Below are 21793 nucleotides of genomic sequence, written 5' to 3'. Positions count from 1 at the left end.
ATGATGTGGAGATTACAAACAAGCTATCAGGAGTGTTATAAGTAACAGAAAACGGAAATAATTGATATACTATACAGATAATTTTATGGCATCCTTCATCAGATTAAGCGAATTTAAATCGTCAATTTCAGTCTGTAGTCTTACCTAGATATCATTACTTAGCCCTATACAAGTGTAGGACATGTTCTGACGTGTTCATCCTTTTGAATGTCATTCATGAATATTGATACTGTCTGAACAAAATTCCTGATAAAATTTTATATTCTTAATGATCCAATCAGATTTCCACCAGTTTTTACTGATGTGCCATTCTTCCGGATAACGATCCCATGTCCAATTGATATTCCACGTTCCATCACTATTTTGATTATTGGAAATGAATTCACACTCAAATTCACATATATCTTTATTCATCATATAAAACTCACTGCTTTTCGTCTTTATAAATTGTGACTGCTTACAGATATATTCTGTTTTCCATTTTTCTGTATCATATTCAATCATATATGTAATCTGCTGTTGTAATAATGAACAAAATTCCTGCATATCAATCAAATCCCGAATAGCTGCTTCTTTTAAATATTCATATAGATTTACAAAACAAGTAGCAGTAGACATCGAATCGGTAGGAAATATCTGTTTAAAATAAAGATATGCCTCTTTAGCAAGCCGGCAAGCCAACGAATAGAGCGGATCGCTTACCTCGGTGAATGTTAATAGAAAACCGATCAAGCTAGCAGTTGGGTTATAAGGCACGCTCTGGGTTGGCTGATAATCCCACCAAGCAGCATGCGGATAATCATTATTGGAAGTGATCGTATTAAACCATGTATGGCCATCAAAATTATCACCTGATCCTAAATATCGTAATATACCTTGTATAATCGGGTGATTCTTATTTTTTAATTTGATCTCACTGATGATTTCGGTGGCAACCCATGTTTGTATCGGGGAAGAATTGGGATTCCAACTGTCCGGTTCTAAAGCATGAGCAAAACCGCCATCTTCATTTTGATATTCAGCTAAAGCTTTTAAAACATCTTCCTGACTGCCATTTTCAAACAAAAATTTCCATCTGGCAATATCAAGTGGTCTGGCATTTCTATATACAAAATTTCTCGCTATTTGATAATTCATAATTTTCATCCCTTTATTTTCTTTTTCATAGGTCAAATTATATCAGCAAATCTATCGATACAAATATATCACAAAAACAGAAAATGGAACAGAATATTATAAGTTATCATCTTTGACCTTTTGGGATCAATGATCTGTGCACCGTTGTGCACCGTTTGGACATATCTTGTGTACTCCTATCTTATCAAAAGAACCATTTACCATGCGTATCTTTCATCATCAAAATACAAATAAAAAGCAAAAAACCCATAAAATGGGGCTTTCGTGAGTGTACGTGAGTGTAGAAAGTATGTTCTTTCTATCTCTTTGTTAATTTGCACTTGCATCATTTTACTAAGTTCAGACCATTCTTTATTCATATTCAATATCCTCACAAATTCTAAGTTTGTCTACAGTGTTCTGTATGTGTACACATCAACAGATACTAACTTTTGACCACCCCAATTTTTTTCTTGTATTGTATAATTCTCTTTAACAAATCCATTATTTAATAATATTTTTGATGAATATATATTATTTGGCATAACGAAAGCATTAAGTGTTGTAATTCCAATTTCATTTACTAAATAATCAACCATTAGTTTCAATGTATTTGTTGCTATTTTCTTGTTCCAATAATCTTCGTTCACTTTATAACCTATTGTTATTTTGTTTTCCCTTTTTTTGTAATCGAACATTTCTGCTAAGCCTATCAATCTATTAGGATCGTCCTTTAAATAAATCCCTGCAATTATTAGTTTTTTCTTTTCAAAATCTCTTTTGCCAAGATTTTTAATTGCAGTCTCTAATGCTTTGTTGCTTTTTCTATACAGAAATGGTGGTATAAATCTATATATATTGTCATTATTGCTAATCTGTGCTAACGCTTCAACATCACTTAATTCCATTTTTTTAATAATTATTTTATCATTTTCCAAATATGGAAATATTTCAAATAACTCTTTCATCATAACCTCCCTATAAATTTTTCCTGTTTAATAAACTGGGATTTGAAGCACTATAGAGTATCCTCAATTTACATACTACATCTGAAATGCCGTTATCCAAAAACATATTCCGGCCATAAGTGAAACCGGAGTCATAACATATTTTTCTTTCTTACTTTTTGAAATCATATTCATAATAGTATTCAAAGATAGGTAAGCTGCAAAGAAGAAGCAAATACATTTAGTAACCTCAAAAGACAACCATAAGGAAATAAAACCTCCGGCTTGCAAAACGATTATCATTGCAAAAATTTGGACAGCAAACGAAATGACTGCCATAACTCTAAATTTCTTAGGTAAGATTTTATGTTGTCCACCCATTGTAAATTCGCCCAAAGGCAAACCACAAGCAACAAGAACTGTCATAATTGCTATAACTCCAAATAAAACTGCACCTAATATTGAAATCATATATCAATATTCTCCCTTCACAAAATACAAGAAATTTCAGTTACAAACTCTGATCTGTTTAACTCCCTATTAAATAAAAATTTATTCACACAGTTCCTAGCAGATACTTTCATAGTCCTGTGCCATTTCTTGCATATCATCATCTTCTGGAATTATTTCATGGAGATCATAAGATAGCGGATTTTTAACAAAGTCATTCAGTATTTGTTTATGGCTTTTTTTCTTCTTTAGTGAAAGTAATACGGACAATATTTCCTTTTTCATCGTTCAACAGTTCCCCCAAAGACACACTGCCATTCACAGAACACTCCAACATTAAGGCAGCTAAATCGGTAAACAAGTTAATCGCAAAATCGAACTCATGTGTTCTGCCATCATGATCTTTGTACCCAAGTTCTATCTCTGATACTTCTCAATAAAATCATCCCTTTTATTCATAAAACCACCTTTTCTTATGGTCAAATTATATCATATCTACTTATCACTTTCAGTAACTATTTGTATCAAACCGATATTTAAATTTCATAAGTTTTTAGAAGTAAAAGTTACGCTAAAAATTACGCCAAATCCTGCGTAAAAATTCTAGATTTGCTACCTATTTGCTACCTAATTAGAACCACCGCATCACTTATGTTCACTCATCCGCACTCATGCAAACAACAAAAAACCCCATAAAATGGGGCTTTCGTGAGTGTACATAGTTGTACGTAAGTGCAGAAATCTGATGTTTTCTATCGTTTTGAGTACTGAGGAGCTCTACGAGCTGCTTTCAAGCCGTATTGCGCGAGTTTTTGAGCTGTTTTCCCTTGATACTCCGGGCTTTTCCGGCTTTCTGCCTCTCAGTTATCCGGTGTGCGGACCATAAAAAACGGCCTTTTTCATTCAGCAATAGCCTGATGAAACGCACCATTTACTACCCCAAATAACTCCTCTGGTTTATTATACTTCACTTTTGCATAGATGTCCATAGTTGTTTTGCTGTTTTCGTGTCCGGCAAGGTATTGTACTGTCTTTGGATCAACGCCCGCATAGAGAAGATTGGTAATGTAAGTGTGCCGCAGCTGATGCGGGGTTACATCAAAGTCCAGCGTATATTTGATTTTGGGTTGATTCTTCTGGGTCATACCCAGCGTTGGAGTAACCGTATATTTGATACTCTCCCCATTTACATACTTATAATAGTTCCGGGGCTTAGTGGAGCGGACAACGACATACTGCCACACTCTTTGGAACTGCGAGGCAGCCAGTGGCTCTCCTTTGCTGTCAGCGATCACATAATCTGATATGGAATTTTCTTTCGTTTCTCTCAGACAATCTACCAAACACTTCGGTATCGGAATATCCCTTTTTGCCGCTGGAGTCTTTAGCACCGTAGAAACCACGGGTCTGTTATGCTCTGTACGCCATGCCCGCCTCACCGATAGATAAGGTGTATCCTCGTCCAGAAATACACAATCCCATTGCAGTGCAAGAATTTCTTCCCGACGCAGACCGGAATACAAACCGAGCATAATAAACAAATATGGAGGAAGCCCCTTGACTGTATCCAGAAGCACGGCTACCTGCTGATCTGTCAATGCCTCCTTCTTTTTTGTCGGTTTTCCGCCTTTACCGGATATTCCCGCACAGGGATTGTGTTCAAGAATTTGGTTTCTCTCTGCCGCATAAAAAATGCACTTGAGCAGCATATTGACCTTATTGTATAAGCCTTCCGATTTCTTTGACAATGGAACAAGAGCCAGCCGAATATCGTCAGCAGTCACTTCTTCCATATACATCTCTCCCAAAGGTTTGATGATATAGTTTGTCATATCCCTCGTATAACCTCTGAGTGTAGACGCAGACACCTTTGCCGACTGCATCAGCAGCCACTTCTCGCCATACTCGGCTACTGTCGGGTGCTGCCGGTGAAAGATAATTTCTTCTACCTGCTTCCGGGCCTCTAACTGCTTCTCATACAATTCTTCACAAGTAGCGGCATACAAACTCAACTCTTTGCCATCTGCATCCGTAATCCTGGTTCTGTAATACTGAATTCCTTTCAATGTAATGGTCCCATACTTCGGGATCTGTGTTTTCTTTTTTGCCATCTTTGATCGTCCTTTCTTGATAATGTGTAGTTTCCGTATCTACACTCTCTTTTTATCAGAAAGCCTCGATTTAATCAAAGATACGGCTGATGTAAAACAAAGAGCGAGACATCCTTGCCTCGCTCCTGCTTTACTTCCTGTTTTATTATTACTGTGCTGCGTCCCAGCTTGCAAACGCGCAACTCATTGATCTGACCAGCTCATCTGGTCTGTTGTACTTAACCTTTGCATAAATGTCCATGGTAATCTTGCTGCTTTCATGGCCTGCCAGGTATTGAACCGTTTTGGGATCTACCGATGCATGAATGAGATTGGTAATGTAAGTATGCCGCAGCTGATGGGGTGTTACTTCAAAGTCCAGACTGTAAACCACTTTTCCGTTATGAGCAGCCTTTTCTCCCAAGACAGGTGTGACAGTATGCTTTACTCTTTTTCCATCTTCATACCGATAATAGCTCCGCTCCTTGACCGTCCTCGTAACAATATACTGCCAAAGTCGCTTAAACTGCGTGTAGGACAGCGGTTCGCCGTCCCGGTTTGAAACCACATACTCCGAAGTCGATGTTTCCTTTGCTGCTTTCAAACACTCAGCCAAGCAAACAGGAAGAGGGATATTTCTCTCCGCAGCCTTGGTTTTCAATTCGTCTGAGATTACCGGTCTGTTGTGTTCTGTGTGCCATGCCCGCCTTACCGTCAGATATGGAGTATCCGTATCCAGATATACTGAATCCCATTGCAGAGCAAGAATTTCTTCCCGGCGCAGCCCTGCATATAAACCAATCATGACAAAGACATAAGGCGGCAAATCTCGGATAGCATCCAAAAGGCGTGCTGCCTGTTCATCTGTCAAAGCCTGACGATCCTCTTGTGGAACACCGCCACCTTTTGTCGTGAGATAAATCGTCGGGTTATGGTCAATGATCCTGCTTTCCATCGCTGCGCGAAAGATAGATTTGTAAAGGATTACCACAGATTTATAAACCGATGCAGATTTCTTGGAAACCGGAACAAGGGCAAGCTGAATATCATCCAGGCTAACCTCACCCATCCGTTTATCTCCCAATTCCGCTATAATATGCCGCCTGACCTTTGAGGTGTAATCCGTCAAAGTAGTAGCTCGTACATGAACCGACTGCATCAGCAGCCACTTTTCACAATACTCTGCAACTGTGGGCGTTTTCCGATGAAAAGTGGCATTCTCAATCTGTTCCAACGCAAGCGTTTCTTTGTTGTATAGTTCTTCAGGTGTTTTTGCGTAGATAGCTACGAGCTTACCATTCGTGTCTTTGATTCTGGTCCTATAATATAGGACACCTCTTTTCATAACTGTGCCATATTGAGGAAGCATTATTTTCCTATTTGCCAATTCCTCCACCTCCTAAGAATATACTCCAGCGCTGTATCTATGTTTTATCAGACCATTATGATTTCGACAAGGATACGGACCGGCTCACACTCCAGCTCTGCGAGGTTTACGATAAGTTGCGTTCTTTTCTGCTGGCTTTGCTCTGTGGGTGCATTTTGCGATATACTCCTGAAGGCCCGCTGAGGTAAAGTACACACAGCCATTCTGCACATATTGCACATAAGAAATAAGACCATTGTTACGGGCCGCGTCCAGCGTTGCAATGCTGATACCCAAAATTTCTGCTGCTTCTTTTCGCGTAATAAGTTTTTCCATAAAGCATATTTCCTCCAATCCGTCAAGTTTGTCATCGTGTTTGTTCAAAATCACATGAATACGCTGGCAGCCGAAACCACCAGCGCATGGTATCTGATTTTGAACAGAAAGCGGCAAACGCTTCCTATTTATATTTCTCAGCTTTCGTCACATTTGCCACGCCCCCTGACGATGGGAACACAACAGGTCTCCGCTGGCGCGGATGTCATAACTCCGCAGCATCGTTCGTATCGTGTGCCGCAGGGTTCCCCCCAAGTCTTTGGCGGGCCGTGAGGAAGTATCTTTAAGCCCCCATGTAGTCATCGCGCCAAATCTGCCACCATTCTTTTATGAAATCGTAGATCGCTCCGAAGCAGTGCTTTCATCACCTCCCTGACTGCTCCATCCTCGCGGCGTTTCATATTCGCTCGTACATGGGTTATGTACCTGTTGTGCTGTCTATTCGATTGTCAATGTGCAGATGAAGGAGGAAAACTTGTCCTTCTTATTAACACTGACAAAAAAGGCAAAAAACAGGCGCATCAAACGAAACTTTATCAAAAATATTTTCCGAGCTGCTTTAAGCCGCGCCGGATACTGTCTCGGACACGGCTTGGGTCTACACCTTCTACCCCGGCAATTTCATTTACCGTCATTCCCAGGTAATATCGGGCATAAATCCTCTTTGCCTGTTTTTCCGGTAAATTCATCACAGCAGAATAGACCTGCTCCTGAAGCTGTTTTTCCTCCAGAAGCATCTCCGGTGTTTTCGGCTTCAACAGCACCGCATTTTCAATGCCATTCTCGCAATCCAGAGAATACTGTGCTTTATAACGATACATCTTTCGCTCATACGCAGCCTCCGCACGTTCAGCTGCTCGAATAGTCTCCATTACTTCCTCTGTCACATCTACAAAAAAGTCTGTTGTATAAACATCAGGATAAAGTTCCCGAAGGTTAATTTTCTTCATTATGTACCTCCATTTCGATTCACGGGTGATTGACGAGTGAATCGAATGGAGGTGGGGAACGACACCGGTATACAGCCGGATTATCTCCGAAAAAAAGGCAACAAAAAACGCCAGATTCCCGCAATGGGAAACTGGCGCACCAAGAACAGTCATTATTATGCTGAATCACATGGAACGATAATGCCGATGCAATGCTATACTTGCCCGGAGGAGGGGCAATGCTTTTTTTAATTGATGTAGATCATGGGAGCTTTGAAAAAGCAAAAGAGACACGGCAAATTAACCTCCAAGCGGCTACCGTGTCCCTGCAAGTCGTCATTAGTTTGTGTAAACGCAAAGAAACGGCGGCTCTGAAATTGTCCTTCAAAACCGCCGATTGAGTTCAAATCTTAAAATAGCGCACGAAATTATCTGCCCCAGTCAACGGTTTTTTTCTTTCCCCGGACGGGGCAGATAACTTATTATGCAGAGCGGAGCCGATGTGCGCTAATCGGTTCCTTGTACTTTCTCCTTCAGCTTTCGGAAAGATGTATCACTGATGGCGTGTTCAATCCGGCAGGCGTCTTGTTCCGCTGTTTCCTGATCGACGCCAGCAGCGATAAACTGCTCCATAAAAAACAAATGGCGTTCATAGATTTTCTCGGCAATCTCCCGACCTATGACGGTCAGATGAAGGAACCCATCATCCACGGTCAGAAAACCTCCATTTTTCAAAACGCCTACCGCATGGCTGATACTCGGTTTGCTAAAGCCCATGTGCCGGGCAAGGTCAATGGAGCGGACCATGCCCATTTTCTTTTGTAGAACAAGGATAGCCTCCAGATAATCCTCCCCAGACGCATGAATCTTCATCAGTTCCTCCTTTATGCTTATTGTTGAATCCTCCAGCCCTCAGCCTGTTCCCGAATCTTAATAAATTCCTGATAGGTTCCCCTTTGAGCCAGCAATTCCTTATGGGTTCCTTTCTGCACGACGGTTCCACCATCAATGACAAGAATTTGATCCGCATTTTCAATCGTCGCCAGTCTATGGGCAATCGTTATGATTGTTTTACCATGTGTCAGTGCGGAAATAGCCTCTTGAATCAAATGCTCATTCTCTGGGTCAATGCTGGCCGTGGCCTCGTCCAAAATGACAATCGGCGCATCTTTCAGCATGGCTCTGGCAATCGAAATCCGCTGCTTTTCACCGCCGGAAAGAGAAGAACCGCCCTCCCCAATGACGGTATCATATCCATCTGGCAAGGCCATAATAAAGTCATGGCAGCGCGCTTCTTTTGCAGCGGCAATCATCTGTTCCTCCGAAGCGTCCGGGCTGCCGAATTTGATATTGTTACGGATTGTATCCCGGAACAGATATACATTCTGGAACACCATACTGATATTTTTTAGTAAGCTGTCACAGGTAAATTCTCGAATATCTGTTTCTCCTAAAGTGATTTTTCCGGCGTCAACATCATAAAAGCGTGCAATCAGGCTGCACAGGGTAGACTTGCCGCTCCCGGAGGGACCTACAATCGCTGTTGTGGTATTCTGCGGAATCGTGAAATTCACATCATGCAATACAGTCCGTTTATCGTAACCAAAGGATACATCCTGAAAAGTAATGTCATACGAGGTCGGTGTAATATCTTTTCCGTCTTGGTCGATATATTCTGCATTTTCCAGAGCTTCCAGCTTATTCATAGCGGAATCTATAAGACCCAGCATATGAGCCGCGTCGTTAATGTTTTCCACACTTCCAAAGATTACGAAAGAAAACAGAACAAACATCAGGAAATAAGCAAGACTCATTTGCCCGTTAAGTGTCTGCCATGCACAGATAAACACAATCCCCATAGATGCCAGTTTTAAGGAGAACAGATGCAAGCAGTTAAATGGCGTATAGCCTTTTTCTACTTTGATATGAATATTTTTCAAATCCGTATTTGCCTTGCGGAAACTTTCGATAGAAGCCCCTTCCTGTCCGAACGATTTAACGATGGACAGCCCGCGGATATATTCAATCGCAGAGCCAGACATATCCTCCATGGCCTGGTGCGTGATAGCAGCGGTCTTTTCACTATGCCTGCTGATACCATGTAAGGCCAATGAGGAAAAGGCAACGCCGACAACAGAAATCACTGCTGCGGCTGGACTCAGGAAAAGGAAACACAGGAGAATTGCAATAAACTTTGCATATCCGTTGATGATGATGTCGACCATCTTCATTCCCTGCAATTCAAGTGTGGATAGCTCCGTGGTAACACCTGTCAGAATATCGCCTACGCTGTTTTTAGAAAAATATCCCAGAGGAACCCTTTTCAGCACATCGCCTAAATGGATTCGCTGCCCTGCGGCTACTTCATAACCAATGCTTTCCTGCAACACCGCCCGCAAATAAGAGAGTAGAAAGTTAAGCGCAATCGAGCCAACAATAATCCAAAGCGTCTGCCAGATCAGGGAGGATTCTATTGTGTTGCCTGCCCAATAAGCTGCGATTGCTTTATCAAGGGCATAAGCGGCAGCCATTGTAGGGATCGCCGTAGACAGGCTGCTGAAAAAGGAAAAAACAGAGCCAAGATAGAGGCGTCCCTTATATTTCCCCGCCCATTTAATGATCCGTTTCATAGACTTAAACATGAGCGGCCACCTCCTTCTTTTCACTCACAGACCAATTCTTCGCCCCGATGTGGGCTTTCCACATATCCGCATAAAGCGGACACCGCTTCAACAATTCTTTCTGCTTTCCGCAATCCACAATCCGGCCTTTTTTCAACACGACAATCTGATCTGCGTTCTGAATGGTGGAAAGGCGGTGGGCGATCACAAGAAGAGTTTTACCCTTTGATAACGCCATGATAGATTTCTGAATTTTATCTTCGTTCTGCGGGTCAGTAAATGCTGTCGCTTCATCCAAAATAACAATCGGGGCATTTTTGAGGATCGCCCTCGCAATCGCAATTCGCTGTTTTTCGCCGCCGGACAGCCTCTTTCCGGCATCACCGGCAGGGGTATCATATCCTTTGTCCAAACGCACAATAAATTCATCACAGCAGGCCGCTTTCGCCGCCGCATATACTTCTTCATCTGTGGCATTTGGATTTCCAAGACGGATGTTTTCTTTCAGGGAGCAATTAAACAGGAAGTTATCCTGCGTCACAAAACTGACCAGTTCGGAAAGCTGGCGTATAGACAACTCTTTGATATTCTTCCCCCCAATGGTAATGTTGCCGCCTGTCACGTCCCAAAACCTTGCAATCAGACGGGCAATCGTTGATTTACCGCCGCCAGACGGTCCTACAAGTGCCGTAAAACTTCCCTCTGGCAATTCCAGGTTCACATCATGCAACACTTCATTTTGCTCGGAACCGTCATAGGAAAAGGTTACATGCTTCAACGCAATATCATTGTGAGGAATAGATACGATTTTCCCTGAATCCGGCAGTACAGGCAGGTTCAAAAGTTCATTTGCCGCCTCTACTGCATATTCCATAGACTTTGCTTCGTTAATGAAAGTGGTTGCTTTCATCAACGGTCCAACAATGCTGAGGGAAAGGATAATCCCCATTGCAAGCTCCGCAGGGGAGATACTTCCATTCTGCACCAGCAAAAGGCCGACAGGAAGAACCCCCAGGAGCGTTGTGGGCATAATCGCCATCATAAGGTTCATCGATTTCCATGTACTCTTAAACCATGCCAAGGTAAACTCTTTGAACGACTGGACAGCATTAACAAATTTTTCATAGGAGCTTGTGCTTTGGTTAAAGGCCTTTACAACCTCGATACCTTCCACATACTCGATAATAATACTGTTGACGTGGTTATTTGCCTCCATATAAGCGGCGTACTGGCTGTTATAGTTCCTCATAAGGAAAAACATAGGAATCATGGCCAGCACCGGAGCAATCAGAACCGCCAATCCCATGCGCCAGTCGATAACCAGTATCCAGATAAAAATTGCAACAGGGAGTAGGAGGTTAGAGGTCAATTCCGGGATCATGTGTGCCAAAGGCGGCTCTAAGTCCTCAACCTTATCCATGATGATATTTTTCAGATAGCCGATCCGCCGCCCCATCACTTCGCCAAGGGGAGCTTTCATCAGCCGGTCTGCAATTTTAAGCCGGATTCCTTCCAAAATGGTATAGGCTGAAATATGCGCCAGGATCGTAGAGATTCCATGGCAGGCAACCCGCAGCAGGTAGCCCGCTGCTCCAACCAGACACCAAATCAGAATGCCATTCAGGGTCACATTCTGATTGATAAATGCCAGCAGGATTTCATATACAGCCCAAAAAGGAATAAACCCTCCTGCAACGCTCAGAATGGCGCAGAATACCGAAAGAGCCATTTTCCCCTTGCATGGTGCGGCGAAGGAAAACAGAATTTTCACCCAATTATCTTTTTGCTGCTTCATTACAATCACCTTCCTTCTTTTTAGTCAGCAAAGAAAAAAGGATGGGTAGTCTTTGCTAACCATCCTCATTGTAGCAGTATTCAATTCTTCTTTCCTCTCCAAAACGGCATTTATGCACCGTTTAGAAAAAAGATTTTCGATATTCCATCGGCGTCTGCCCTATCACCTGCCGGAAAGCTGTTGCAAATTTACTGGGGCTTTCATATCCCACAACTCCTGCAATTTCCGCAATCCCTTTTTTGGAATCCTGTCGGAGCATTGTGGCAGCAACGTTCATCCGATAACGGCGAATATAGGAATACATGGAATCTCCGTATATTTCCTTAAAGCAGGTTTTCATCCCCGTCAATGAAATCTGGAATCGTTCAGCTAATTCATCCATCGTGTAATGCTCCTGCAAATTTGCCGTAATAAGATCATGGATCGCTTTGATTTTTTCTACCTGCCCTTTATAGAAATAAGGGCGATCTTCTTTGGAATCAGAAAACTGCAAAGCGTCCAGATATAAAAGCAGCTCCAGGGCTTTTACTTTATAGTAGTCACCTTTGATCTGCTGCGGGACAAAGTAAAGCTCTGAAAAAATATGTTCAATTCCTGGCTCATTATGAATCACAAACGGTTTCTTGTCATTGCAATATTTTTTTTGAAGCTCGTACAAATCAACAGAAAATCCGCCAAAAAAGTCTTTCAGCGCCGGCACAGCAATGTCCAAATCAAATCCCAGGGTCACCCCATGATAGTGGCAGAGTGGAAAGCAGAACCGTCCCGAATGGGAACGCCGGTCATCCACACGCATCTCATGCTCTTGCAAATAGCTATACGCATGATTGCCAATCTCGCTTTCGATCCGTCCCTCCCTGCAATGGTCTATATAGAGAAGCGAACTGTCCGTACTACTCTGAAAGTAGGAGGTACATTCTTTCAGGTGCATATCGCTATACATCACAAAAGCGCCATCAAAAATTTTGTGGGCTGTCATGGTTCCCTCGCCGCTCTCGTCAAAAAGCTGCAGGACAACGCAATCCTCAGTTTCAATGACATTTTTAACATTTGAGCCGCAGTTTATTTTACCATCAAACAGTTTGATTTCCGCCGCCTCCTTCCATCATAAAGAAATTAAATAACCGTTCTCGTCCTTCCGTATCCTGGAGGAAATAGTTTTCTTCCAATCTGCCGTTTTCCAGATGGATCACATAATTGCAGCACCTGAGTATAAATTCAGGATCATGGGTCACAATCACAATGGTTTTTCCTGAATCGGCAAGTCCTTTGACCGAATCGGCCACCTGCCTCATGTGAAAGAGATCAAGGCCGCTGGTAGGTTCGTCAAATAGTATAACCGGACGTTCAGAGGCAATCGCAGAAGCAATCGCCACACGTTGTTTTTGCCCTCCCGAAAGCCCCATCGGATGGCAGGCTTTGTACGGGAGCAAATCCATTTCTGTCAAGATAGCCTCTGCCTTTGCCACATTTTCAGGCGATTCATCGGAATCTTTCCCCGGCATACTTAACAGGACTTCCTCTAAAACGCTCTCCGTAAAAAGCTGATGATTTACATCCTGCATGACCATATAGCATAGCTTCAGCCGCTGTTTGCTTGAATAGGAAGTACCATCTTTTTCGAGGATACCTTTACATCTTTTTTCCAATCCGCATAAGCAACGGGATAGTGTCGTTTTTCCGGCTCCATTGTGCCCGATGACCGCCGTTACATTTCCGGCAGGAAGCTCTATATTTTCCAGAGAAAGCGTTTCCGGCTGTTTCTTGTATGCGAAATGGAAGTGGTTCAGTTTCCATATCCCCTGCCCTGAATGTAGACTGGCAGGCTCAATGTCTGCAAACTCACCCAGGCCAAGAGGCCGTAATCCCATTTTAGCTTTTTCCGCCGCCGGAATCAACTGAAATTCCGGCAAAGTATAATCCCCTTGTATTTCCCCGTCGCTTAAATATATGATCCTGTCTGCCAGATCATAAAGATAGTAGAGCCGGTGCTCCGCAATAATAATTGTTTTGCCCTGTGACTTCAATATTTTTAACAGTTTCCGAAAATCAGCGATGGAATAGGCGTCAAGGTTGGAAGATGGCTCGTCCAAAACAAATACATCCGGTTCCACAGCGGCGGCAGATCCACAGGCGATTTTTTGCTTTTCCCCACCGGAAAGGGAGAAAACACTTCTGTCCAGCAGATTTGTAAGGTTCAACTGCTCTGAGACCAGCTTTACCCGCTTTCGGATTTCTGCTTCTTCCAATCCATGGTTTTCACATCCAAAGGCAATTTCGCTGGTCGTATCCACATTAAAAAATTGAGAACGTGGATTCTGAAAAACAGAACCCACTTTTTTTGATATATCAAACAGGGAAAGCCCGCTCATATCTTCTCCATCAAGCATGACAGTGCCTTCCAGCTTTCCATCGTAATAATGAGGAATCAGTCCGTTAAACAGCCGTGTCAGTGTGGTTTTACCGCAGCCCGATGTTCCGCAGAGCAGTACAAAATCCCCGTCGTTAATAGACAGGTCAATATTTCTTAATGTTCCGTGTCCTTTCCTGTCCCCAATGTCAGTTTCATTTGGAGGGTAGGAAAAAGAAACTTTTTTACATTCGATCATAGGCCTACCTCCCTGTAATCATCGTGACAATAGGAATTGCAAAAGCCACCACACATAGCAGCAGGAAAAAAACATCCTGCACATGAAAGCCGATTTCGCAGATGTTTGTCCTCTTGACCGGACCGCCCAATCCTCTTGTCAGGGCTGCCGCATTTAATTCTTCCCCGATCTTGACGGAACACATGATAACAGGGACAAGCCTGTATTCCAGCATTGCACTGGCTTTGCCCCCGCCAAAACGGATTCCTCTCATTTTCATAGCGTCCCCTATGGCATTATATTCTTCTACAACCGTAGGGAAAAATCGGAATATCACGGACATAGGAATGATGATCTGCTCCGGTAAATGCAGCTTCTTCATAGAGGCAACAAACTCGCTGACCGTCGTTGTCCTGACCGTGATGTATCCCATCATAATCCCCGGCACAAACCGCATAAAGAAACCGCAGATTGCAACAACAAGAAAGTTAGGAAGGCCGGACAGGTGGGGGAGCGCCCATAGTTGCAATATATAGCTGCCGCCATATAAAACAAAATAGATAACCGATCCCTTCCACGATTTTTCCGTGAGCAGCAGGATCAATGGAACAGCAGCCAAAATAGGAGCAAACTGTTTAGAAGCAGCCCCACCTCCGCCGCTCAAGACAAAGAGGGCAATCGTGACAAGCAATGCCAACTTTGTCCGAGGGTCTAACGACAGGCCGGTTTCCTTTTTTTTGCTTGCTAACAATTCACGGCGCATTATGCAATACCCGCACGCTTAAAGTGCTTTTTGAAAATTTTCTGGCCGATCACCCCGCCGATCACGCCGCAAACGAACCCGGCAATCAAAAGAAGGGGGAGCGTATATGCCGAGATATAGCTCATAATGGAATCTGCATACTCTTGTCCATAACCGCTGATTAGCTGCTGATAGTAGCTGTCCCGTGTTGCAACAATGGGGATGTAGTTTCCGATGATCCACATAGAAAAAACACCATGCGATATGATTCCTTTTTTTGCACTCTTATAATCGCCGGATTTCAAAACAAGATCAGCCAGGACACCGAACACGGCACCGGTAATAATGCTCCAATACCCCATGCCGGTCAGCAACATTAAAATACCGCAGATCAGTCCTGTCAGCGATACCATTCCAAACTTCTGGACTTTAGAATAATACAGCATCATTACGATTCCGCCAATCAGCGGAACCAGCACGATCAGAAGCGGAAGAAAAATAGGGATAAATCCCAGCATGGCAATCGCCATCATCACCACAAAATAGATCGCAGTGAAGATTCCAACATTGATAAGGTCTTTTCCTTGTAGTTTATTCATTATTTGGTCCTCCTGTTTGCTTTTGTGTTAGCACGAACTAACCGCATTTCAGTATAGCAGATATGCCTGTATGTTTCTTCTCCAAAAAGGCATTTTCGCTCCAAATAGACAATTACTTTGCTTTTGCTATCTTTACGGGGAGTGATTGCCTGCGTGTGTGCGTGAATATAGAACTATTCAACATTGAACAGAGGCGGTTCTTGCATAATTTGAAATGGAAACAGCCAAAATCTCCGCTCCAAATTGTAGTATTAGTAGAGGGAGAAATAGAAGGTAGGGTTTCGATAGCAAGCACAGCAAGCGAGTACCCGCTTGCGATTTTTCGGATTTTCAGGTCCCTTGCCCGAAAATGAAAAATGTTTGTTGGGATAATCTCAAACTCTTATGAAGAATGGAGGCAGCGCATGGCGAACCGAAAACGGAATATCCAGATGAATTTTTATGTCACAGAGAATAAAAAACGGCTCATAGATGAGCGAATAAAACTGATAGCCTCCCTACCGCATTCTATATCATTCTCGTTTGGCAACGAACTAAAAGCTGAAATCTGCAATTCATCCTCATAGTTCAATTAGCAGCCGGAAACGCCATAATCATGGAGCAACCATGTTATCAAAAAGGAATCAGCATAATCAGTCCTGTTCTCAAGCACAATAAGGTTATTCCTTTGTGCAAATCGGAACGATAAAATATATTTGAGGTGAACGATTATGCCGATTGATGATTTAACTGCTTTAGGGCAAAAAATGCGGGAAGCCAGAAAGAATAAAGAACTGACACAACAGGAACTTTCCGATCTAAGCCATGTTTCTGTAAAGCAAATTGCCAATATCGAAAAAGGGAAAATGAACCCGTCCTATTTGATTTTGAGAGCATTGGCAAAGGTCCTGCACATCTCTTTAGATACGCTTATAAATCCAGATATTTCTCTGGAGGATGAGGGTGTCAATCAGATGAAAATGCTTTATTCCAGCTGTCCGCCAGAAATGCGCGACACCCTGTTGCATCACACACAGGAAACGGTGAAAGAGCTAACAGAATTGTCCGAGAAATTTGAAATGAATTGAGCCAGTGAGTGAAATTTAACGATTTTCTCACTGGTTCTTTTTATTTCCAGAGAAAAGAGGCAAGCAATGCCTGTGTTAATACACACAGGCCCGCAGAGAAGAAAATCCCTCCGTGATTTTCCTCTCCGCTTGCTTGTTGAGGGCAGCGCCCCCAAGCCCCTTTGAACACAGAATTTCATTCTGTGGCTACGCGTTCTGCGAACGCTTTTGACCAGGACCAGCTTACCGCTGGCCGTGGTCTTTTTCTTTTTCAACATCCTGTTCTACCTCCATTTTCAGGACCCGATCCACATTGGCCTTTGCCGTTAAAAGTTCTCGCATTTCCTCACGGGAATGCCGATACTCGGCATAGGTCTTTTTCTTTTCTTCCAACAATTTCGCGTACTCTGTCTGCAACTCTTTGACCTTGGGCAGCTTCTTGACGCCCATCTCATCAAAGGCATTCTTAGCAGCCTGGTGGAGCAGAATTTCTTCCTCATGTTCTTCCCTGAATTTCTTAGAGTAACCCGCCTTGCGGTATGCCACATAGACCTCACGGGTCTTGGCATAATTTACGATGTGAGTACGCAGAACAGCGATCTCTGCCATGCGCTTTTCAGCCGCTTTGATCTGCGCCGAAAGTTCATTGTGATGTGCCGTGGCAGCCGCAGCCTTTTCTTCCAAAACCGCATACTCCAGCAGGTTGTGCTCTGACAGGTAATTCATGGTCTGCGCCATCTGCTTGAGGTTGAACACCTTAGCCCATCGAGCATAGCCAGCGCCTTTTCCAGCCTGCAATTTTGCCTGAATGTCCACCAGCAGATTGATCTTTGGCGGCTCTGCCTGTGTGACTGTTTTCTTTCGCGGGGTATGTGCTTTCTTCCCTAAGAGAACTGCCCGCAAATCTTCCAATCCATATCCTTCGCCCAGACTGTCCATGCGGGCGGCTTTCTCCCAACCAGAGAGTTTCAGTCGATACGATTTTCCGCGCTTTGAGACTTCACAACCATACTCTTGCAACAGCTTCAGCAGTTCTTCAAAGTCAGCAGGACTTTGTGATAATGCGTTATCAATCATCACACGCAGCTGTTCCCGATGGGAGGGCTTGGCCTGTTCGCCCAGCCACTTGTTGTAGCTTTTTCCGTGGGGTTTTGGGTCCTCCACAATGGACAATCCGTTCTCGATACAGATGGTATCGCTCAAGCGCCGGACGGCTCTGGTGCTGCCCCAAAAGTTGCGGAATTTTCGGTCACAATCTGCATTGACCGCCGACCAGATGATGTGATTATGAACGTGCGATTTGTCTATGTGGGTGCAGACCACAAAGGCGTGATTGCCCTTGGTAAACCGCTTGGCAAATTCCACGCCCAGGCGGTTTGCTTCCTCCGGCGTGATTTCACCGGGTTTGAATGACTGGCGCACATGGTAAGCGATCACATCATCCGCGCCGCGCACTCGTCCGGTAGCGGCAATGTATTGCCTCTTTGCCAGAAGAAACTCTGCATCCGCAGTCCGACTGTCACACGCATAGCCGGTAATGAGCCTGCCGTTATCTGTTTTCTTTGGATTGGCCACATAGTCGATGATGTCACTGATCGCCCGACTCTCTGTGCGGCCTTTGCCGACATGAAGCGGCATAATTCTTGTAGTTGCCATAATAGAAGGCCCTCCTCTCATAAATATTTTTGTTTTCGCTGAACTCTTTGCTTCTATCGTTGCAATAACTTTCTCCGCTGGGTATAATAAAAAAGAACTTTCTACAACCTCAAAGGAGGGATTTCTATGATAGAACAGCTCATTGCTGAAGCAACAGAATGTGATTTCAAAGTTGCTCTCGAAATAAAAAAGCCAAAAAGCTGGTTAAAAAGTGTCAGTGCCTTTTCCAATGGAATCGGCGGCACTCTGTTTTTCGGAATCTCTGATGACCGGAAACCTATCGGCTTGTCCGATGTTCAAAAGGATGCTGAGGCGATCAGCCGCTTAATTAAAGAACGTATCACACCATTACCTCAGTTTATCTTAAAACCATTACAGGAAGATGGTAAAAATCTATTAGCTCTGGAGGTTTCTCCTGGCCGTAGCACCCCATATTATTACAAGGCAGACGGCGTGATGGAGGCATATATCCGTGTTGGAAATGAAAGCGTAATTGCCCCTGATTACATTGTGAATGAATTGATCTTAAAGGGAACCAATCAGTCCTTTGATACCCTAACAACAGACGCGGTAAAAAAGGATTACAGCTTTACACTTCTGGAAGCAACCTATCTGGAACGGACCGGTCTCCGCTTTGAGCCATCCGATTATGTTTCCTTTGGTTTGACTGATAAAAATGGACTCCTGACCAATGCCGGAAAACTCATGACCGATCAGCACACGGTTTATAACTCCCGTATGTTCTGTACCCGGTGGAATGGCTTGGAAAAAGGCTCTATCTTTGATGATGCGCTGGACGATAAAGAATACGAGGGAAATTTAATTTATTTACTGAACAGCGGCAGTGAATTTATTCGCAATAATTCCAAAGTCCGTTTTGTCAAAAAGGCACAGTATCGTGTAGACAAACCGGATTATGCTGAACGAGCTGTGACAGAGGCTCTTGTCAATGCGCTTATCCATCGTGATTATATTGTGCTTGGCAGCGAAATCCATATTGATATGTTTGATGATCGGGTGGAAATCACATCTCCGGGCGGTATGTTTGGCGGTGGATCAATTCAGGAATATGATATTTACAGTATCCGTTCCATGCGGCGAAACCCTGTGATTGCTGACCTGTTCCATCGCATGAAGTACATGGAACGCCGTGGAAGTGGCCTACGCAAAATCGTCAGTGAAACCGAAAAGCTACCTGGATATACAGCGGCATATAAGCCTGAATTTTCCTCAACAGCAACAGATTTCAGGGTCATCTTGAAAAATGTAAACTACAACTTAGAGGATGACACCCACCAAGTTATCCACCAAGTTACCCACCAAGATATTGAACTATCAACGGTGTCCAAACAGATTTTGGCTTTTTGCACAACACCAAAATCCAAGAAAGAGCTTGCAGTATTTTGCGGCTTCAAAGATTTAAGAAACTTCACTTTGAAACATATCAATCCGCTTTTAGAATCCGGGCAATTAGAAATGACTATTCCCGATAAACCTAAAAGTCGCAATCAAAAATATATTACAGTTCGTTCCGAATAAACAGAGAAGCAGGGCATTGGGTCTCATCTCCCATTGTCCTGCTTCTTTTTCATTCCAAATTATATTCACATCATTTACCCATACACCCAATCCTGTATCGCAAATTTCAAACTCTGCACCTTTCCCAGTAGCCAGATTGCAGCCAGCGGCAGCCCCATCGGGCTAATCAAAAATGCCATAACCAGCAAAATCACACCATTCTGCGGGGAATAGGTAATCAGCACAGCCACGCCAAGCAGAGCAATTACCGTGCTTAGTAGACCAAGCACCAGACCGGATATGTAGATCAGCCCCGTGCAGAGCCAGACAAAAAGCGTCAACACCAAAACGACCGGTGCAGTTACGATCATCAGCAGACATTTCAAAATCTTCATTCCTGTTCCTCCTTCCAACGCTCCAGATGCCGTTTGCACAGGGCATCCGCTTCTCTCTCATCCTCTTCCGTCACTTCCCGTTTTCCTTTGGTCAGTTCAATCTCCAGATAAGTCCGGTAATCATCGGCTAAGAGGTCGAACAGTTCCTTGGGAGTATGGCACACCTCGCCAGAGCAATAGTGAAAATCTTGGTCAAATTCAACTCTTACACATCCATGGCGGCTGATATAAACTTCTATGGTCTCGTCTGCGGTCAGGTAATCCGCAAAAATCTCCAGCACCCTTTCAAAGGTCAGCATCTGTTTTCACTCCTTTGCTACGCTTCTTATTCTACTCATATTATCCGGTACGGACAGGCAAAAGACAAGGATACAGACAAAAAGAAAAAGCGGAGGAAGGTGCGGCGAAGAAACGCCGTTCCTCCCTCCGCAAATGGAGTATCTATCCCTGTTATGAAAGTTTGGAGAGTTGGGTAAGGATTTCCTTCACACCCTCCCACAGTTGTTCCTGCCGCTGGGATATATCCTCCAAGTCAGCATTATAAACCCGCCCGGTCTCATGCACTTTGCGGGTCAGCTGATTCAAGTTGTTGCTGCTTCGACGCATCAGAGAGACCAACTCCTTCAGCTCCGGCAGTTCCAGCTTGACCACATAACCATCCAGCGCCATTTTCCGCAGATAAGCACTCAAATTCTCTGTCCCGTATTGCTGCATCTTTTGATGGATCAGCTCCTGTTCTTCTGCGGACACCCAAAACAAAACCGGAACATCCCGCTTGCGCTTTGCCATGGTTATCGCTCCGGCTCCCGTTTTTTCGGGGCGGCAGACTTATGGGCGGGCAACTCCTGTTTGAGCTTTTGCAGGACAGAACTTTTCTGCTGTTCTTGAGCGACTTTTCGGAACTGTCTGGTGAACAGGTCGGTCAAACCGGGATTGACCTGATCTACCACCAGATAGGCACAGTGGCGGGAAGCGCCGCTGTCCTCCAGCGTAGGAATGTTTTTTGCCCATGCTTTATTGTCCTGAGAGATACGCCCGTCATAGTTCTTGCGCTGGATGGTGTTGGCAAGAATAAACTGTACCCGTTCCGTCCCGAACTTTTCCAGCACATCTTTGACCGCCGCCTCCGTATCCAGCCGATTCTCTGCATAGTGGGCGCTGATGGTCTGCTCAATGGCTTCTTTGCAGGCGCTGTTCGCCTGATATGAGAGGTTGTACTGTGCCATTTCCCCATGCTCGGACGCATAGGCAGCAGAATGTGGATAGACCGGTGTTGTTCGCAGTTCCTCTTTGGCTCTGCATACATCGTCGGCACGGCTTTCAATGCTGTCCCGGATCACATCCATGTAGCCGGTCTCCAGCTTTTCAAAGTAGCGGTACACATCCGCCAGCGGCGAAGAAGATTCCAAAAGTGCCTGGGCCTGGGCGTCGGTCAGATCCGGCTCCTCCATTGCCATCACGATGTCCTCGCGGACAGTATATTCATAGGTGTGGTGCAGGATTTCTTCCGGGGGCTGGCTTTTCAGCCAGTCCCGGAACTTGTCCTGTTCGGCAGCCATCTTTTCATAAAGAGCTGTATTCAGATCGTTAGTATTCATG

At 44.0% G+C, this 21793-nt stretch carries 22 protein-coding genes and 1 pseudogene; 3 read left to right on the top strand and 20 right to left on the bottom strand.

Annotated elements, in window-relative coordinates; genetic code table 11:
- Positions 1–210 precede the first annotated feature (210 nt).
- From GSF08_RS08935 to GSF08_RS08890, 8 genes and pseudogenes are all read right to left on the bottom strand, one after another.
- Positions 211–1137 (bottom strand): hypothetical protein, encoded by a 927-nt coding sequence (locus GSF08_RS08935; protein WP_160625459.1) that lies wholly within the window; start codon positions 1135–1137, stop codon positions 211–213.
- Between the two features lie 389 nt (positions 1138–1526).
- Complete coding sequence (locus GSF08_RS08930) at positions 1527–2084, bottom strand: GNAT family N-acetyltransferase (RefSeq protein WP_249806034.1); 558 nt, start codon at positions 2082–2084, stop codon at positions 1527–1529.
- Positions 2085–2159: 75 nt separating this feature from the next.
- Entirely contained in the window at positions 2160–2534 is a 375-nt protein-coding gene (locus GSF08_RS08925; RefSeq protein WP_160625457.1) for a hypothetical protein, read from the bottom strand.
- A gap of 96 nt (positions 2535–2630) precedes the next feature.
- Positions 2631–2934 (bottom strand): annotated as a pseudogene (locus GSF08_RS11770) (imm68 putative immunity domain-containing protein).
- Positions 2935–3412: 478 nt separating this feature from the next.
- A complete protein-coding gene (locus GSF08_RS08910; RefSeq protein ID WP_118482290.1) occupies positions 3413–4624 on the bottom strand; it encodes a tyrosine-type recombinase/integrase in 1212 nt (403 codons plus the stop codon).
- Between the two features lie 148 nt (positions 4625–4772).
- A complete protein-coding gene (locus GSF08_RS08905; RefSeq protein ID WP_055224659.1) occupies positions 4773–5990 on the bottom strand; it encodes a tyrosine-type recombinase/integrase in 1218 nt (405 codons plus the stop codon).
- Positions 5991–6074: 84 nt separating this feature from the next.
- Positions 6075–6305: a helix-turn-helix domain-containing protein gene (locus GSF08_RS08900; protein ID WP_008728422.1), complete on the bottom strand. Its 231-nt coding sequence runs from the start codon at positions 6303–6305 to the stop codon at positions 6075–6077.
- Positions 6306–6841: 536 nt separating this feature from the next.
- On the bottom strand, positions 6842–7255 hold the full coding sequence (locus GSF08_RS08890) for a sigma-70 family RNA polymerase sigma factor (RefSeq protein WP_015518833.1): 414 nt from the start codon (positions 7253–7255) through the stop codon (positions 6842–6844).
- A 218-nt stretch (positions 7256–7473) separates the two neighbouring features.
- Between GSF08_RS08890 and GSF08_RS11560 the strand changes: the two genes are divergently transcribed.
- Positions 7474–7635, top strand: a complete 162-nt coding sequence (locus GSF08_RS11560; RefSeq protein WP_015529866.1) for a hypothetical protein — start codon at positions 7474–7476, stop codon at positions 7633–7635.
- A 106-nt stretch (positions 7636–7741) separates the two neighbouring features.
- On the opposite strand, the gene GSF08_RS08880 is transcribed toward GSF08_RS11560, so the two are convergent.
- From GSF08_RS08880 to GSF08_RS08845, 7 genes are all read right to left on the bottom strand, one after another.
- Entirely contained in the window at positions 7742–8107 is a 366-nt protein-coding gene (locus tag GSF08_RS08880; protein WP_110104174.1) for a metal-dependent transcriptional regulator, read from the bottom strand.
- Between the two features lie 17 nt (positions 8108–8124).
- Complete coding sequence (locus GSF08_RS08875; RefSeq protein ID WP_015518830.1) at positions 8125–9876, bottom strand: ABC transporter ATP-binding protein; 1752 nt, start codon at positions 9874–9876, stop codon at positions 8125–8127.
- A complete protein-coding gene (locus GSF08_RS08870; RefSeq protein WP_160625455.1) occupies positions 9869–11650 on the bottom strand; it encodes an ABC transporter ATP-binding protein in 1782 nt (593 codons plus the stop codon). Before GSF08_RS08870 ends, GSF08_RS08875 begins: the two co-directional genes overlap by 8 nt.
- Before the next feature lie 121 nt (positions 11651–11771).
- Positions 11772–12629, bottom strand: coding sequence for an AraC family transcriptional regulator (locus tag GSF08_RS08865; protein ID WP_182429159.1), 858 nt, complete (start codon positions 12627–12629; stop codon positions 11772–11774).
- A gap of 94 nt (positions 12630–12723) precedes the next feature.
- Positions 12724–14259: an ABC transporter ATP-binding protein gene (locus tag GSF08_RS08855; RefSeq protein ID WP_044907623.1), complete on the bottom strand. Its 1536-nt coding sequence runs from the start codon at positions 14257–14259 to the stop codon at positions 12724–12726.
- Between the two features lie 4 nt (positions 14260–14263).
- On the bottom strand, positions 14264–15001 hold the full coding sequence (locus tag GSF08_RS08850; protein WP_015529861.1) for an energy-coupling factor transporter transmembrane component T: 738 nt from the start codon (positions 14999–15001) through the stop codon (positions 14264–14266).
- A complete protein-coding gene (locus GSF08_RS08845; RefSeq protein ID WP_008728410.1) occupies positions 15001–15579 on the bottom strand; it encodes an MptD family putative ECF transporter S component in 579 nt (192 codons plus the stop codon). Before GSF08_RS08845 ends, GSF08_RS08850 begins: the two co-directional genes overlap by 1 nt.
- A gap of 710 nt (positions 15580–16289) precedes the next feature.
- Between GSF08_RS08845 and GSF08_RS08835 the strand changes: the two genes are divergently transcribed.
- Complete coding sequence (locus GSF08_RS08835; protein WP_008728409.1) at positions 16290–16646, top strand: helix-turn-helix domain-containing protein; 357 nt, start codon at positions 16290–16292, stop codon at positions 16644–16646.
- Positions 16647–16868: 222 nt separating this feature from the next.
- Here GSF08_RS08835 and GSF08_RS08825 read toward each other — a convergent pair whose 3' ends face one another.
- Complete coding sequence (locus GSF08_RS08825) at positions 16869–18281, bottom strand: relaxase/mobilization nuclease domain-containing protein (protein ID WP_118482291.1); 1413 nt, start codon at positions 18279–18281, stop codon at positions 16869–16871.
- Positions 18282–18407: 126 nt separating this feature from the next.
- Here GSF08_RS08825 and GSF08_RS08820 point away from each other — a divergent pair, with 126 nt between their 5' ends.
- A complete protein-coding gene (locus GSF08_RS08820; protein WP_117960373.1) occupies positions 18408–19820 on the top strand; it encodes an ATP-binding protein in 1413 nt (470 codons plus the stop codon).
- Between the two features lie 74 nt (positions 19821–19894).
- On the opposite strand, the gene GSF08_RS08815 is transcribed toward GSF08_RS08820, so the two are convergent.
- From GSF08_RS08815 to GSF08_RS08800, 4 genes are all read right to left on the bottom strand, one after another.
- On the bottom strand, positions 19895–20194 hold the full coding sequence (locus GSF08_RS08815) for a CD1845 family protein (RefSeq protein WP_008817075.1): 300 nt from the start codon (positions 20192–20194) through the stop codon (positions 19895–19897).
- Positions 20191–20493: a hypothetical protein gene (locus GSF08_RS08810; protein ID WP_117960375.1), complete on the bottom strand. Its 303-nt coding sequence runs from the start codon at positions 20491–20493 to the stop codon at positions 20191–20193. Before GSF08_RS08810 ends, GSF08_RS08815 begins: the two co-directional genes overlap by 4 nt.
- A gap of 151 nt (positions 20494–20644) precedes the next feature.
- Positions 20645–20983 (bottom strand): plasmid mobilization protein, encoded by a 339-nt coding sequence (locus GSF08_RS08805; RefSeq protein WP_160625454.1) that lies wholly within the window; start codon positions 20981–20983, stop codon positions 20645–20647.
- A 2-nt stretch (positions 20984–20985) separates the two neighbouring features.
- Entirely contained in the window at positions 20986–21792 is an 807-nt protein-coding gene (locus tag GSF08_RS08800) for a DUF3848 domain-containing protein (RefSeq protein ID WP_117960377.1), read from the bottom strand.
- Between the last annotated feature and the right edge of the window lies 1 nt (position 21793).

Origin of the sequence: Copranaerobaculum intestinale (assembly GCF_009831105.1) — a bacterium.
Classification (GTDB): Bacteria; Bacillota_I; Bacilli_A; order Erysipelotrichales; family Erysipelotrichaceae; genus Copranaerobaculum; species Copranaerobaculum intestinale.
Note: the sequence above shows the minus strand (reverse complement) of the source record. Positions and strands in the feature narration are given on the sequence as shown.

Coding starts and splice junctions, on each gene's coding strand:
- GSF08_RS08935 (WP_160625459.1), bottom strand. CDS start 1,137: ATGAATTATCAAATAGCGAGAAATTTTGTATATAGAAATGCCAGACCA.
- GSF08_RS08930 (WP_249806034.1), bottom strand. CDS start 2,084: ATGAAAGAGTTATTTGAAATATTTCCATATTTGGAAAATGATAAAATA.
- GSF08_RS08925 (WP_160625457.1), bottom strand. CDS start 2,534: ATGATTTCAATATTAGGTGCAGTTTTATTTGGAGTTATAGCAATTATG.
- GSF08_RS08910 (WP_118482290.1), bottom strand. CDS start 4,624: ATGGCAAAAAAGAAAACACAGATCCCGAAGTATGGGACCATTACATTG.
- GSF08_RS08900 (WP_008728422.1), bottom strand. CDS start 6,305: ATGGAAAAACTTATTACGCGAAAAGAAGCAGCAGAAATTTTGGGTATC.
- GSF08_RS08890 (WP_015518833.1), bottom strand. CDS start 7,255: ATGAAGAAAATTAACCTTCGGGAACTTTATCCTGATGTTTATACAACA.
- GSF08_RS11560 (WP_015529866.1), top strand. CDS start 7,474: ATGCTTTTTTTAATTGATGTAGATCATGGGAGCTTTGAAAAAGCAAAA.
- GSF08_RS08880 (WP_110104174.1), bottom strand. CDS start 8,107: ATGAAGATTCATGCGTCTGGGGAGGATTATCTGGAGGCTATCCTTGTT.
- GSF08_RS08875 (WP_015518830.1), bottom strand. CDS start 9,876: ATGTTTAAGTCTATGAAACGGATCATTAAATGGGCGGGGAAATATAAG.
- GSF08_RS08870 (WP_160625455.1), bottom strand. CDS start 11,650: ATGAAGCAGCAAAAAGATAATTGGGTGAAAATTCTGTTTTCCTTCGCC.
- GSF08_RS08865 (WP_182429159.1), bottom strand. CDS start 12,629: ATGACAGCCCACAAAATTTTTGATGGCGCTTTTGTGATGTATAGCGAT.
- GSF08_RS08855 (WP_044907623.1), bottom strand. CDS start 14,259: ATGATCGAATGTAAAAAAGTTTCTTTTTCCTACCCTCCAAATGAAACT.
- GSF08_RS08850 (WP_015529861.1), bottom strand. CDS start 15,001: ATGCGCCGTGAATTGTTAGCAAGCAAAAAAAAGGAAACCGGCCTGTCG.
- GSF08_RS08845 (WP_008728410.1), bottom strand. CDS start 15,579: ATGAATAAACTACAAGGAAAAGACCTTATCAATGTTGGAATCTTCACT.
- GSF08_RS08835 (WP_008728409.1), top strand. CDS start 16,290: ATGCCGATTGATGATTTAACTGCTTTAGGGCAAAAAATGCGGGAAGCC.
- GSF08_RS08825 (WP_118482291.1), bottom strand. CDS start 18,281: ATGGCAACTACAAGAATTATGCCGCTTCATGTCGGCAAAGGCCGCACA.
- GSF08_RS08820 (WP_117960373.1), top strand. CDS start 18,408: ATGATAGAACAGCTCATTGCTGAAGCAACAGAATGTGATTTCAAAGTT.
- GSF08_RS08815 (WP_008817075.1), bottom strand. CDS start 20,194: ATGAAGATTTTGAAATGTCTGCTGATGATCGTAACTGCACCGGTCGTT.
- GSF08_RS08810 (WP_117960375.1), bottom strand. CDS start 20,493: ATGCTGACCTTTGAAAGGGTGCTGGAGATTTTTGCGGATTACCTGACC.
- GSF08_RS08805 (WP_160625454.1), bottom strand. CDS start 20,983: ATGGCAAAGCGCAAGCGGGATGTTCCGGTTTTGTTTTGGGTGTCCGCA.
- GSF08_RS08800 (WP_117960377.1), bottom strand. CDS start 21,792: ATGAATACTAACGATCTGAATACAGCTCTTTATGAAAAGATGGCTGCC.